Source organism: Blautia sp. CAG:237 (assembly GCF_000436615.1).
GTDB lineage: Bacteria > Bacillota > Clostridia > Lachnospirales > Lachnospiraceae > Blautia_A > Blautia_A intestinihominis.
Window position 1 is genome coordinate 4,461 of sequence record NZ_FR886754.1, and the last position, 15,163, is coordinate 19,623.

A 15,163-nucleotide genomic window follows, 5' to 3' on the forward strand; every position below is an offset into this window, starting at 1 on the left:
AACTGGCAGATATCACGAAGGTAAAATATTCCAGGATCAAAATCGGCTATGACGTTACCTGCCTTACCATAACAGCACTGATGACCTGCATCATCCTCGGACATCTGGACGGACTCGGAATCGGCACGATCCTCGCCGCATTTACCATGGGAAAAGTGATCGGCATGATTGGTGACAAGATGGATCAGCATGTGAGATTTGAGTCGTTTATGACAAAAAGAGCGTGATGGATTTCGGGACAGACAACGCAATAAAAGAATAAAAAACACAAAATAAAGATATAAAAACCGACAGGTATTCGCTACAATAGAAGTAGAAAATGCAGGTCGGTTTTTTAATATAGGAAAGGAACATAAGAATGGTAAGGATCAGCGACATCATACGTGCAGAATTTGCAGAAGAAGATAATAAAAGAGATGCAGGGCTTAAGACCCCGGAGAACATTGTAAGATACGATGATATTATATATGGAACAGAATCTAAATGGCAGAAACTGGATGTATATCGCCAAAAGGATGCTACGGGAAAGCTTCCAGTGATCGTCAGTGTTCATGGCGGTGGATGGGTATACGGTGACAAAGAAAGGTATCAGTTCTACTGCATGGATCTTGCAGAGCGAGGCTTTGCGGTGGTGAATTTTTCTTATCGCCTGGCACCGGAATATAAGTTTCCGGCATCACTGGAAGATACAAATTCCGTATTTACCTGGGTGCTGGAAAACGCAGAAACTTATAGATTAGATACAGAGAAACTCTTTGCAGTGGGCGACTCCGCAGGAGCACATATCCTGTCTCTTTATCTGGATATCTGTACCAATCCTGATTATGCCGCAAATTATAAATTCCATATACCAGAAGCTTTGCAGATCCGTGCAGTGGCACTGAATTGCGGGCAGTATCATATAGGAGAGGAAAATCTGAACGAGCTTACAGGAAAACTGATGGAAGAATATCTTCCGGGAAAAGGAACGAAACAGGAATTTCAGCTGCTCTGCGCAGATGAATACGTAACAGAAAAATTTCCACCGGCGTTTCTCATGACAGCAGAAGAAGACTTTCTCAGAGGCCAGGCACCTCTGATGTACGAGAAGCTAAAAAGCATGCATATCCCATGTGAATTTCACGATTACCGCAGTGGAAAAACCGAAAAACTGGGACATGTTTTTCACCTCAATATAAGATCCGAGGATGCACGTAAATGCAATGATGAAGAGTGCAGATTCTTCAAACGGATATTGAATTAATGCAGAAAGAATAAAGTGAAGAAAGCCCTGTCAGACGGTAAACAGGAAATAAATAGATGCAATTTAAACAAAGATTTTGATACAAATTATCACAGGAAAGGAACGCAAACAAATGAAATTTCTCGAAAATTCAGACTGGATCTGGATCCCGTCATGGTCAGATGCTGACAAAAAAATCCCCCGTACCGTACTGTTTCGAAAGAACATCAAACTGACTGAAATACTACAGAAAGCAGAACTGGAAATCTCAGCCGATACACGTTATAAGCTATATATCAACAATGATCTGGTAGAAGTCGGACCGAGCAAAGGTGACAAGAGTATCTGGTTCAAGGATTGTCTGGATATCACCAGATATTTAAGGAAAGGAACAAACATCCTTGCCGTTATCGTACTCCGCTATCCGGAAAATCCAATGGACGGCAATCACGGAATGTTCCGCACTGCCACACCAGGCTTATACGTAAAAGGCAAGATCACAACAGTCGATACACAGGAAATCAGCCTGGATGCGGACGATTCCTGGAAATGTAAGATCAATAAAAACGTATCTTTCATAAGAGAAGAAGAACGTTTTGCCCCATTGATCATCCACGAAAATGCGTCTGGAAACCCAGAAATCTTCGGCTGGAAAACGTCGGAATATGACGACTCAAAGTGGGAATCTGCAAAGCCATACATCAATGTAGAAATCCACCAGGCAGTAAGTCCGGGAAATCTTCAGGAACGAACGATCCCATATATGTACCGCAAAGACTGCCGTTTTACAGACATCATGGCAGTATCAAAATCTATTCATTCACAGGAAAAATGGCAGGAATTCATAGAAGGAAAAACAGCACTTGAGATCCCGTCAGATACAGAAGAAATCGTAGAGATCAGTGCCGGTGAAGAGATGACAGGCTATATTTCTCTCGTTTTATCCGCAGGAAAAAGTGCAGATATTACCCTGACCTATGCAGAAGCCTATGTGCAGGAAGAACATGTCGGACCGGATCATGTAGCACTCAAAAAAGATCGTCTGGATCAGAAAAACGGACATTTGGAAGGCTATCAGGACAATTATCATGTAGCAGGTCTGGGAATACAGAATGAGCCGGAAATCTACGAGCCATTCTGGTTCCGTACTTTCCGTTTTGTACAGCTTCACATCAAAACAGGAGCAGAGCCGCTTAGATTACAGCGCTTTGATTATCAGGAGACAGGATATCCTCTGGAAGTAAGTACCAGTGTAAAAACCTCTGACGAAAGCCTCTCAGATATCTGGGAGATCAGCGAGAGAACGCTGCGAAGATGCATGCACGAGACTTATGAGGATTGTCCATATTACGAGCAGCTGCAGTATGTGATGGATTCCAGAACACAGATTCTGTATACTTATTCTGTAAGCGCGGATGACAGACTGGCAAGAAAATGCATCGATGATCTTGCGAGGGCACAGCGGTACGACGGACTTCTGAACTGCTCTTATCCGAACTGCAATCCAAATATCATCCCGGGATTTTCTATCTATTATATCCTGATGATCTACGACCATATGATGTATTTCGGAGACCATAAACTGGTAGAAAAATACATGCCGACCGTAGAACGCATCCTGCAGTTTTTTGAAGAACATCTTTCTCCTAAAGGCTATGTAGGCAAGACAGGCGGGCTTATCATGGAGGAAGCTTTCTGGTCCTTTATCGACTGGGCAGCAGAATGGAATCCGACAAGCGGCATGCCGCCGGCAGGATTAAAAGGACCGATCACGATGGAAAGTCTTCTGTATATTTATGGCCTTCAGCATGCGGCAAAACTGGCGGAATATCTTGGAAGAAAAGACGAAGCATCACAGTTTACAGAACGTGCAGTGAAGGTGCAGAATGCGGTCAGAACGTATTGTATCAACACAGACGGCATGGTTCAGGATGGTCCGGGAGTAGAAGAATACAGCCAGCACTGTCAGGTTTTTGCCTGCCTGACAGACACCATTGATACAGATCAGGCAAGGGTAAATATCCTCAGAACGATCGAGGAAAAAGATCACTTTGCACAGTGTACAGTTGCGATGCGTTTTTACTTATTCCGTGCTCTGGAAAAGACAGATCTGTATGCATACACAGATCAGTACTGGGAAGCATGGCGCACAATGCTCAAGAACCACTGTACAACCTGTGTGGAATCCGAAGCATACGCAAGAAGCGAATGTCATGCCTGGGGATCACTTGCATTATACGAACTTCCGGGAACGATCCTCGGTGTTCGTCCGGCGGCACCAGGCTATGAAAAAATCGAGATCCGTCCGGTATCAGGCTATCTGAAGAAAGCAGAGGGCACTGTCAAAACTCCGAAGGGTATGATCTATGTGAAATGGACCAAAGAGGGTGATAAACTGGACATTACCTATCAGACTCCGGATTCCGTAAAAGATCAGATAATTTGCAAAACAGAGATAAAATAAAGACAAAAATATCAAAATAAAGATATAAGAATAGAGTTTCGACTGCTATGATTAGAGCATAGAAATTGTTGAAGAACAAGTCAACAAAGTCTGGAAACGTAAGTAGTAAAATGAAAAAAGGGAAACAAAGGAGAGGAGAAAAAAATGGTAAGTTTTGCATCAAAGCACAACGACCCGAAAGCCAACTTAAGCTGGAGTGAGCGTATTGGCTATGGAATGGGTAACTATGGACTTGCATGGGTCAACGGTATCATGTCAGCGTTCTTCATGCTGTATCTTACAAACGTGGCAGTACTTGACGCAGGTGTTGTAGGAACGATCATCGCAGTTTCAAAAGTATTTGACGGTGTCAGCGACCTGATCATGGGAGGCATCGTAGACCGCACAAAATCAAAACATGGTAAAGCAAGGATCTGGCTGCTTCGCATGTGTATTCCGATGGCAATCGCCAGCCTGCTGCTGTTCTGCATCCCGGCATCTTTGACAACAGCAGTAAAATACGTATATGTATTCATCATGTACAACCTGGTAAACTCTGTATTCTACACATCCATGTATGTACCATACACATCCATGAACTACCTGATGACAGAGAATGCCTATGACCGTGGACTTCTTGGAAATATGAACATGATCTTCCAGACACTCGCAAACATCACAATGAACACTTTCTTCCTGAAATGGCTGAACCACTTCGGAGCAGGTGACATGTATGTACAGAGCGCATGGACAAAAACTTTCATCATTGTAGGTATCATTATTGTAGTATCAAGTGTTCTCTGCTTCTTCGGAACAAAAGAACGTACAGCCGTAGAAGTTGGCGGACAGGAAGAACAGAAACAGGACAAAGTTCCGGTTGGACAGGCAATCAAAGCTTTGTTTAAGAACAAATACTGGATCCTTATGACGATCTGTATGTTCCTGATCTTCTTTGTCATCGTAATGTACTCTGTTGCAGCAGCATTCTATGCACAGTATGTACTTGGTGACATTAACCTGTACACACCGATCAACAACGCACTGTCTATTTCACAGTTCGCGATCATGTTCCTGACACCGGCATTTATGAAAAAATTCGGTAAACATAGAACTTATCAGGTTGGTCTGGTAGGAATGATCCTCGGATTTGCAGGAACCGGTCTCTGCGGAAGCAACGTTGCACTTCTGATCGTGTTCAACGTTCTCAAAGGTATCGGTCTTGGTGCTGCCGGTGGTATGGCATTTGGAATGGTATCTGATACCATCGAATACAGTAAACTGAAATACGGCGTAGAAGCAGCAGGAATGGGAAATGCAGGTGTAAGTACTGCACAGAAACTTGGTCTTGGTCTTGGACAGGCTGTACTCGGATGGGTACTTGCAGGAGCAGGATTTGACGCAGCACAGGCAGCTCAGAGTGCAGCAGCCCAGAACGCGATCAGCTTCGTTTACAACTGGATCCCGGTAATCTGCATCGTAGTATGCTTCGTACTGATGCTGTTCTACAAACTTGAAAAAGAAATGCCAGCATTAAGAAAAGAAAACTAAATCATAATAGACAAAGCCCGTGGCAAATGCTGTGGGCTTTTCTTTTTTGTTTTGCATATCGAGACAGTATCAGAGAAGTGGATGCTGGTTGATTTTATGATCCGACAGCATCGGCTTGAATAATAAGCTCATTTCCCGATGTTCGTTAGATTTATCATATAGAATGCCAGCCTCGATTTGTCAGTTTAATCTATTTCTCGATGCAGATAAATGATATATTAAATACGAAAATAGTTATTGACATCGTAAAACATAATAGTTATAATTCTAACTGTTTGAATTATAACTATATCGAATGTATAGTCTGTCAGACATCACAAATCGGAGGAAAATTATGGACGGGAGTAATTATGAATTTATATGCAGGCGGCTGGCGCTGCTTCAGAATACGGGAATTTTCTACGAGGAGGACGGCGAGCTGATCTCCTGGCAGGAAAACCCGGAGAGTAATCCATTGTATCTGAACAAAGAACTTCGGCAGCTTCTGTACGAGCGCGCAGTGCAGCAGGAGATTCCATTTCTTTACCGGGATGCACACAAGGTATGTTTCGGCTGTATTCTGAAAGACTCTCAGCGCTTTTACTTCGGACCGCTCAGCATGGAGATGCTGGACCGGGTCCATCTGCATTACTTTTATGCGTTCTATGGCGTAGAGCAGTCCAGGGAAAAACGCCTGAAGAAATTTACCCTGTCCGAGATCATCAGCCTGACACAGCTCCTTGCGGCTGTACTTACCGGTGAGCAGTATACAGGCGAAGAGCTGGAAAATATCAGTCACCTCCATGAAGAGACGGAGCGGAGTCTGGAAACGGACGAGATCTTTTTTCAGATGAAATCTGAGGAGGAAGAGATCTACCACCACACCTATCTCGAAGAACGGAAACTTCTGGACTGCGTCCGTGAAGGGCGTGTGGAAGATGCGGTGCAGAAGTCCCGAAATATGGACTCTGAACTTGGCAAGCTTTCCTCAAAGGAAATGAACCACTGGAAAAACGTCTGCATCGTAGCGATCACACTCTGTACAAGAGCCGCGATCGACAGCGGCGTGCCACCATATATTGCCTATCAGATCAGTGACCTTTATATCCAGAAATGCGACGAATGCCGGGATGCTGTGCGGATCATAAAATACCGCGATCAGGCAGTCGAGCGGATCACCCAGGAAGTCAGAAAGACGTTGGAGAAAAAGCATGTTTCCAGTTATGTGGAGCAGTGCAGAGATTATGTGGGAAAACACTACCGCGAAAAAATCTATCTGGAAGACATTGCAGAAAATCTGGGAGTCAGCAGCACCTACCTTTCCAGACTGTTCCGAAAGGAAACGGGAGAGTGTCTGCAGGACTACATCACAGAATTCCGCGTCGAGCGTGCGGCAAACCTTCTGATCTACTCAGGCGAATCCCTTCCGAGGATCGCAGAGTACGTGAACTTCCCATCGCAGAGCTACTTTGGCAAAGTGTTCAAGAAATATAAACAGATGACTCCAAGAAAATACCGGGAACTCCATAAACCGAGAGAATTCTAATTTATGTCAATAAAAATACAAAAACGACATAATAAAGATATAATAAAACTGCAAATCACCGTATTATAGAATCAACAAAAGTAAGTAGTGCACCAATGGAAGACAGCCTTGTGTCCTGGAAACAGAGATATGGGGCTGTTTTGGAGATAGAGTAAAAGCAGTTATTATTCACAGTAATGAAAAATGCGAAAGGGAGAGAACGGTATGAAGATCACAGATGTAAAAATCAATGGCATGAAAAATCCAACAGGCTACAGCTTTGATTCCGCACGTGTTTCCTGGAAAGTCACAGACAGTCAGGGGATTGCACAAAAAAGTGCAGAGATTGAAGTTTCTCTGGACAGAGAGTTCAAAGAACTTCTTTACAAAAAGAACAGCGCAGACCTGAACCAGACAGGAGAAGCCCTGGAGATGAAGACCGAGCCGCGCACCAGATATTTTGTCAGAGTAACCGTGACAGATGATCAGGATGAAACAGCAGTCAGTGAACCAGTATCTTTCGAGACAGCCAAAATGCAGGAATCCTGGCTGGCAAAATGGATCACGACAGAGCCGGAATACAAACATCATCCGTTTTTCTTCAAAGAGTTTGAAGTGGAAAAAGAAATTCAGGCAGCCAGATTATACATCAGCGGACTTGGACTTTTTCAGGCAGAACTGAATGGCAGAAAAGTTGGTGACGAAGTCCTGACTCCTTACTACAGTGACTATCACGAAGAAGAACAGTACCTGACTTTCGATGTGACAGAACTTCTCGCTAAAGAAAACAGACTTTCCGTTTCTCTCGGAAATGGCTGGTACAAAGGAAAATTCGGGCTGGCAGGAATGGCAGAGAATTTTGGCAGCAGATTCCTTCTGATTGCGGAACTGCACGTCAGCTATGCCGATGGGACAGAGCAGGTGATCGGAACAGACAATACATGGAACTATCAGGGCTCTGACATCGAAGATGACAGCATTTATGACGGTGAGATCATCAATCATCTCCTTTGGGAAAAAGAAGAAAACAGGGTTTATCAGGCAGTGGAGACGACTGTCGAAGGAAAGCTCACAGAGAGATACAGCCTTCCGGTCCGCGAGATGGAAGATATGCCGGTCAAAGAGATCATCCACACACCGGCAGGAGAAACTGTCCTTGATTTTGGACAGAACTTTGCAGGATATATCACCTTTGTAAACCACCAGAAAAAAGGAACAAAACTTGTCTTTGATTTCGGTGAGATTCTGCAGTATGGAAACTTCTATAATGAAAACTATCGTTCTGCGAAATCTCAGTTCGTCTATATTTCCGACGAAAGAGAAGAACTGGTCCGACCGACCTTCACTTTCTTTGGTTTCCGCTATGTGAGAGTGACCGGATGGGATGGCGAACTGCGAAAGACAGATATTCTCGGCAAAGCGGTTTATTCCGATATGGAGATCACAGGAAAGATCGAGACCGGTCATGCCGGTGTGAACCGTCTGTTCTTAAATGCCATGTGGGGACAGAAATCCAACTCCATTGATTTTCCAACTGACTGCCCTCAGCGAGATGAGAGACTTGGCTGGTGCGGGGATGCACAGGTGTTTGCAAGAACTGCCTCCTACAATATGAACACAGCAGCTTTTTATCACAAATTCATCCATGACCTGCGTCTCGCACAGAAAAAAGCGAACGGCATCCTTCCGGGCGTGATCCCGATATTTGCACCGGGAACTGAGATCGCAAGCAGTATCTGGAGCGATATTGCGACCTTTCTGCCGGATGCACTCTATGAATATTACGGGGACAAAACAGCCCTCGCAGAGTATTTCCCGATGATGAAAGACTGGGTAGACTGGATTACAGAGCAGGATAAGGCGAGAGGACAGAAATATCTGTACGATTTCGGAAACCAGCTTGGTGACTGGCTGGCACTGGACGGACGTACCGAGCAGAGCATGGAGGGCGGAACAGACGAATACTTCATCGGTTCCTGCTATTATTCCATGTCTGTCAAAAAGGTTGCCAGAGCAGCAGAAATCCTCGGCTACGAAGATCTTGCCGCAGAATATGAAGAACTTTATTCCAGAATCTATCAGGCGATCCTGAAAGAATACTTTACAGAGAGCGGCCGTCTGGCGATCGACTCTCAGACAGGTTACATCACAGCTTTGTATGCCGGTGTCTACAAAGAAAAACAGCAGGTCATCGAAGGGCTGAAGGGACGTCTGTTCAAAGACTGCTACAAACTCAAGGGCGGTTTTGCAGGTGCACCGATTATGTGCAAAGTCATGGCAGAAAACGGCATGGAAGAAGAAGCCTTCTACTTCTTGATGCAGGAGGATTATCCGGGCTGGATGCACTGTGTCGAACTTGGTGCGACAACTATCTGGGAAAGATGGAACTCTGTCTTGGATAATGGACTGTTAAGTGGAACAATGATGAACTCTCTGAACCATTATGCATATGGAGCAGTCGTGGAATATCTCTACCGCGACGTTGCCGGACTGAAAGCACTGGAGCCGGGATTCAAGAAAGCCCTGATCACACCGCTTATGAACGGAAAGATGGGATACATGAAGATGTCCTACGACTCTGTCTATGGAACTTACCGCATTGAGTGGAAAATCCGCCGCGACGGTTCCGTACATGTGGAAATCGAGGTTCCGTTCAACTGTACAGCAGTGATCGGACTGCCATTCTACGATGGCGAGGTGGAGGAAGTTTCCGCAGGTGTTTATGTTTATGATTATCAGCCGACCGAAGATCTCCGTCACCGTTACACCCGCAAGACACTGTTCAAAGATATGATGAAAGACGAAAAAGCAATGGCGATCATCGAACGTGTTTCCCCGATGCTGATGCATTTCCTTTCTACCGGAAACGAGGACTATTTCTTTGAGAGTCTGGATACCATCAAACGTCTTACTTTCATGGGATTCCGTCCGGAAGAGATCGACCAGCTGAGCAATGAACTTACAGGACTTGTCAAAGATATGGAGGATGAGCAGGAATGATCCAGTATTACAGCGCAGAAAAATTAAATACACATATGACTGCAATCCGAAGTCTGACCGGTGAGATCATGTATCTGATCGAGGGTGAGGAAAAAGCAGTCCTGGTAGATACCTGCCTTGGAGTAGGTCATTTACGAAAATTTGTGGAAACACTGACAGAGAAACCGATCACGGTGATCCTTACCCATGGTCATGTCGATCATGCACTGGGAGCACCAGAGTTTGACGAAGTATATATGAACCCGGCGGACAATGCCATCTATGAAGCCATGAGCCCGCTGGAAGAGCGCAAAGGTTATATCCAGGCAAACCTCGGGGGAAAACTTCTGGATTTTGCAGAGGATGATTACGTGCAGCCGACACTGGCTGATTTTAAAGTCCTGAAAGATGGACAGGTTTTTAACCTCGGAGAAATCCATGCAGAAGTCTACGCACTTCCGGGACATACCAGAGGAACGATGGTCATTCTGGTAGCGGAGGAAAAGATCCTGATCCTCGGAGATGCCTGCAACAATGCGACCTTTTTATTTGATGAAAATTCACTGTCCGTGGAAGAGTACAGAGAAAACCTCATCCATGTACAGCAGAAACTGACAGGAAGATTTGAGGAACCCTGCCTGTGTCATCATGTGATAAAAGCATCCGCAGATATGATCCAGAGCGTGATCGAAGTGTGTGATGAAGTCATGGCAGGAAAAGCAGATGATGTTCCGTTCAACTTCATGGGAATGGAAGCCTTTGTCGCAAAAAAAGCCAACGAGCGTTTTGAGCGTTTGGACGGCGGCGAAGGAAATATCATCTACAGCAAAAACAAAATCTGGAAAAACGGGGTGGCAAAATGAATTATCTGGCAATCGATGTGGGTGGAACTTTTATTAAATATGCGGTGATCACAGATCAGTGTTCGATCTCCGTGAAGGATAAGACTCCGACCCGACAGGATTCTATGGAGATTTTTATTGACTCCCTCGTAGAGATTTATGAAAAAGTAAGCAGCAGTTATGAACTGGATGGAGTAGCCTTAAGCATGCCTGGGATCATTGATTCCAAACGCGGCTTTATGTATACAGGTGGAAGCCTTTTCTGCATCAGCAACGTAAATATCGTGGAGATCTTGGAACAGAGGCTTCATGTCCCGGTAACGGTAGAAAATGATGCGAAATGTGCAGCATTGGCAGAGCTATGGAAAGGAGCCATCAAGGACTGCAACAATGCGATCGTCGTTGTCTGCGGCACAGCAGTCGGTGGTGCGGTCATCTGTAACCGTGAGATTGTCAGCGGAAGAAACTTCATGGCAGGTGAGTTCAGTTATATCATCACAGACAGCAAGGATGATTACAAAATGTCCAACTGTCTGGCAGAGACAGCCGGTGCAGCGTCCCTTCTTCGCAGTGTTTCAGAAGAAACCGGGATCCCGGTGGAAGAACTGAGTGGCGAGAAGGCTTTTTCCCTTGCAAATCAGGGAAATCCGAGCGCACTTGCCGGAATCCGCAAGCATGCAAAAAAACTTGCAATCCAGATTCATAATTATCAATATATGTTTGACCCGGAAAAGATTGCGATCGGCGGCGGGATCAGTGAACAGCCGCTCCTTCTGCAGCTGATCCGGGAAGAACTGGCAAAGATCAATGGAATGTTTCCGTGGACACTGCCTGTTCCGGAAGTTACGACCTGTCAGTTTTTTAATGACGCCAATCTGATCGGTGCAGTCTATGTACATATCAAAGCACGGGAAAAGAAGATAAGCATGGACAAAGTCAATGAACTGATGGAACTTTTGGAAAACAGAAGAGAAGGGGAGTATCTGAAAGCTCTCCTGATGGAGTAAATGAATTAGTTAAGATAGATATATGGAGGAAAATCATGGTAAGAAAATATCCAAATTTATGTAAACCATTACAGGTTGGCCGAGTAACTTTTCGTAACCGTATGTTTTCTGCACCGATGGGTGGAACAGATATCACAAATGACGGATGCATCGGACCGAAGTCCACAGCTTTTTATGAGCTGAGAGGTAAAGGCGGCGCAGGTGCAGTTACCGTCAGTGAGTGTATGGTGCACCCGGAGACAGATGGTTCTCATGCATATCATCTGGATACTTCTATCCTGAATTCTCTTGCATCCGCAACCTACACCGCAGATGCGATCCGCCGTCATGGCGCGATCCCGAGCATTGAACTTTCTCATTCCGGAATGTATGCAGGAACCTACATGACAGACAAGAACAGACAGAAAAGCATGCATCAGTGGGGACCATCCGACACTGTCCGTCCAGATGGCGTGGAAGTAAAAGCCCTGACAAAAGAACTGATCGCAGACATTGTTGCTTCCTATAAGGAGACAGCAGCCCTGGCGAAACGTGCCGGATTTGAGATGATCATGGTGCACGGTGGACACGGCTGGCTGGTGAACCAGTTCCTTTCTCCATATTTCAACAAGAGAACAGATGAGTACGGCGGTTCTCTGGAAAACCGCTGTCGTTTTGCAATCGAAGTGCTCAAGGCAGTCCGCGAAGGCGTCGGTCCGTTTTTCCCAATTGAATTCCGTATGAGCGGTTCTGAATTATTCGAGGGCGGCTATACACTGGAAGACGGCGTAGAGATCGCAAAGATCCTGGAGCCATATCTGGATATCCTTCATGTATCCGCAGGAACTTACCAGAGAGGTTTTGGCGACACACATCCGTCTATGTTCAAAGAACATGGATGCAATGTATATCTGGCAGCCGAGATCAAGAAGCATGTTTCTGTCCCGGTTGCAACGATCGGCGGCTTGAATGACCCGGCACAGATGGAACAGATCATTGCCGAGGGAAAAGCAGATATCGTTTACATGGCGCGAGCACTTCTTGCAGACCCGTTCCTTCCGCGCAAAGTCATGGAAAACAGGGATGAGGAGATTGTAAAATGCCTCCGCTGCTTCACCTGCATGGCAGAGAGAGCGGCAACATCCACAAGACGCTGTACCGTCAATCCACTGATCGGACGCGAGATGGAAGGTGACGAAGTTACACCGGCTCCTGTTAAGAAAAAAGTACTCGTTGCAGGTGGCGGTCCGGGAGGACTTTATGCAGCCTATACCGCGGCGAGAAGAGGGCATCAGGTCATTCTCTGCGAGAAAGAAGATAAAGTCGGCGGCATTCTCAAGAGTGAGCAGGCGCTTCCGTTTAAACACGAAATGTATGAACTGGCAGGAACCTATGAACTTCTTGCGCGCAATGCCGGCGTGGAGATCCGTACTTCCACAGAAGTCACAAAAGAATACGCAGAAAAAGAAAATGCAGATGCGCTGATCATTGCAGCAGGAAGCAGACCGCTCGTTCCGCCGATTCCGGGACTGAACGGAGAAAATGTTGTGGTTGTCAACAATTATTATAAAGAAAAAGAGAAAGTGACCGATGAGGTTGTTGTATTCGGCGGCGGACTTGCCGGCTGTGAATGTGCGATCCATCTGGGAATGGAAGGAAAGAAAGTTCACCTCGTAGAGATGAGAAGTGAACTTGCCCCGGATGCAAACGTAAGACACAGACCACTGCTTCTCAAAGAAATCGCTAAATACGCAGAGATACACACAAACTACCGTGGACTGGAAGTCACCGGAGAGGGTGTCTGGTGTGAGAATGAAAACGGAGAAAAAGTCCTCGTTCCGGGAACTTCCGTTATCTGTGCATTAGGACAGCGTTCCAGAACCGATGTTGTGGAAAATTTAAGAGACTGTGCTCCATATGTGGCAGTGATCGGTGATGCAAGCAAAGTTTCTACGATCACCAATGCCGTATACTGGGGATATCATGCAGCCCTGGATATCTAAGAAAGGAGTCAATTTATGTTTCCGAAGAATTTTTTATGGGGCGGTGCAGTAGCCGCAAACCAGTGTGAAGGTGCTTATCAGGAAGATGGCAAAGGACTGTCCATTCAGGACGTCCTTCCGCACGGGATCAAAGGACCGAGAAGCAAACAGCCGACAGATGACAATATGAAACTGGTAGGAATTGATTTTTACCATCGTTACAAAGAAGACATCAGATTATTTGCGGAAATGGGATTCAAAGTATTCCGTACCTCGATCGCATGGAGCCGTATTTTCCCACATGGAGATGAAGAGACTCCGAACGAGGCAGGACTTCAGTTTTATGATGATCTGTTTGACGAGTGCAGAAAATATGGAATCGAGCCACTTGTAACTTTATCTCATTATGAGACACCGCTGTATCTGGCAGAGCATTATGACGGCTGGGTAAACCGTGATCTGATCGAATTCTACAAACGTTATGTGACAACCGTATTTACCCGCTACAAAGACAAGGTAAGATACTGGCTGACTTTCAATGAGATCAATTCCATCCTGGAATCTCCATTTATGAGTGGCGGTATCAACACACCGAAGGAAAAACTTTCTCAGAGTGATCTCTACCAGGCAGTGCATCATGAGCTGGTTGCAAGTGCCTGGGCGACAAAGATCGGGCATGAGGTCAATCCGGATTTCCAGATTGGCTGCATGATCTTAAGCATGCCGGTATATCCGCTGACAGCAGACCCGTCTGACGTGCTTGCTGCAATGGAGCAGGACCACAAGAACATGATGTTCGCAGATGTGCATGTCCGTGGCTATTATCCGGGATATGCGAAGCGTTATATGAGAGAGCATGGAATTTCCATTTCCGTGACAGACGAAGATATGGAAATCCTCAAAAACACCGTAGATTTTGTATCTTTCAGTTATTATGTCAGCGTATGCGCGACAACAGACCCGGAGAAAAATGTCCGTGGCGAAGGAAATCTCCTCGGCGGCGTACCAAACCCGTACCTCAAAGCAAGCGAGTGGGGCTGGCAGATCGACCCGAAGGGACTTCGTTATGTATTAAATACTCTCTGGGACCGCTACCAGAAACCACTGTTTATCGTGGAAAACGGTCTTGGTGCTGTGGATAAACTGGTGCAGGGAGCAGACGGAGAGTGGACAGTCGAAGACGATTACCGCATCCAGTACCTGCGCGACCACATCGAACAGATGGAAGAAGCGATCGAGGAGGGTGTAGAACTGATAGGATATACCACCTGGGGCTGCATCGACCTGGTAAGCGCCTCCACAGCAGAACTCCGCAAGCGTTATGGATTTATCTATGTAGATCGTAACGATGACGGAACAGGTACATTAAATCGTTATAAAAAGAAAAGCTTTTACTGGTATAAGAAGGTAATTGAAAGCAATGGCGCGGAGTTAGATTAAAATCTATATCCCTGGAAAATCTTGAATTACAAGGTTTTCCGGGGATTTTTTCTTTTGCTGATGAAAATCGCAAGTTCTTGCGAAATATATGAGGCGATGATATACTTGTTAATAACAGAGTACAAGGTTTTATATGGATGTCAGGAGACAATCATGGCTGTATCATATGATCGTTTGTGGAAATTGAAATAGCTGATGGTAATTCCGATGCAATCCG

The 15,163-nt window shown here is 45.5% G+C and carries 10 protein-coding genes; all 10 read left to right on the forward strand.

Annotated elements, in window-relative coordinates; all coding sequences use genetic code 11:
- A partial coding sequence (locus QZL69_RS10410; RefSeq protein ID WP_291519330.1) for a DUF6198 family protein occupies nucleotides 1-227 on the forward strand: 227 nt, incomplete at its 5' end.
- Between the two features lie 131 nt (nucleotides 228-358).
- The gene (locus QZL69_RS10415) at nucleotides 359-1,243 is read left to right on the forward strand and encodes an alpha/beta hydrolase (protein ID WP_022215146.1); all 885 of its coding nucleotides are present in this window, start codon (nucleotides 359-361) and stop codon (nucleotides 1,241-1,243) included.
- Between the two features lie 112 nt (nucleotides 1,244-1,355).
- Complete coding sequence (locus QZL69_RS10420; RefSeq protein WP_022215147.1) at nucleotides 1,356-3,686, forward strand: alpha-L-rhamnosidase-related protein; 2,331 nt, start codon at nucleotides 1,356-1,358, stop codon at nucleotides 3,684-3,686.
- Between the two features lie 144 nt (nucleotides 3,687-3,830).
- Nucleotides 3,831-5,213, forward strand: coding sequence for an MFS transporter (locus QZL69_RS10425; RefSeq protein ID WP_022215148.1), 1,383 nt, complete (start codon nucleotides 3,831-3,833; stop codon nucleotides 5,211-5,213).
- Nucleotides 5,214-5,547: 334 nt separating this feature from the next.
- The gene (locus QZL69_RS10430; RefSeq protein WP_022215149.1) at nucleotides 5,548-6,738 is read left to right on the forward strand and encodes a helix-turn-helix transcriptional regulator; all 1,191 of its coding nucleotides are present in this window, start codon (nucleotides 5,548-5,550) and stop codon (nucleotides 6,736-6,738) included.
- A gap of 204 nt (nucleotides 6,739-6,942) precedes the next feature.
- Entirely contained in the window at nucleotides 6,943-9,717 is a 2,775-nt protein-coding gene (locus QZL69_RS10435; RefSeq protein WP_022215150.1) for an alpha-L-rhamnosidase, read from the forward strand.
- Nucleotides 9,714-10,559, forward strand: coding sequence for an MBL fold metallo-hydrolase (locus QZL69_RS10440; RefSeq protein WP_022215151.1), 846 nt, complete (start codon nucleotides 9,714-9,716; stop codon nucleotides 10,557-10,559). The genes QZL69_RS10435 and QZL69_RS10440 overlap by 4 nt, the downstream gene beginning before the upstream one ends.
- Nucleotides 10,556-11,545 carry an ROK family protein gene (locus QZL69_RS10445; RefSeq protein WP_022215152.1) on the forward strand — a complete coding sequence of 330 codons (990 nt, stop codon included), beginning with the start codon at nucleotides 10,556-10,558 and terminating at the stop codon, nucleotides 11,543-11,545. The genes QZL69_RS10440 and QZL69_RS10445 overlap by 4 nt, the downstream gene beginning before the upstream one ends.
- A gap of 35 nt (nucleotides 11,546-11,580) precedes the next feature.
- The gene (locus QZL69_RS10450; protein WP_022215153.1) at nucleotides 11,581-13,527 is read left to right on the forward strand and encodes an oxidoreductase; all 1,947 of its coding nucleotides are present in this window, start codon (nucleotides 11,581-11,583) and stop codon (nucleotides 13,525-13,527) included.
- A gap of 15 nt (nucleotides 13,528-13,542) precedes the next feature.
- Nucleotides 13,543-14,946 carry a glycoside hydrolase family 1 protein gene (locus tag QZL69_RS10455; RefSeq protein WP_022215154.1) on the forward strand — a complete coding sequence of 468 codons (1,404 nt, stop codon included), beginning with the start codon at nucleotides 13,543-13,545 and terminating at the stop codon, nucleotides 14,944-14,946.
- Nucleotides 14,947-15,163: the final 217 nt, after the last annotated feature.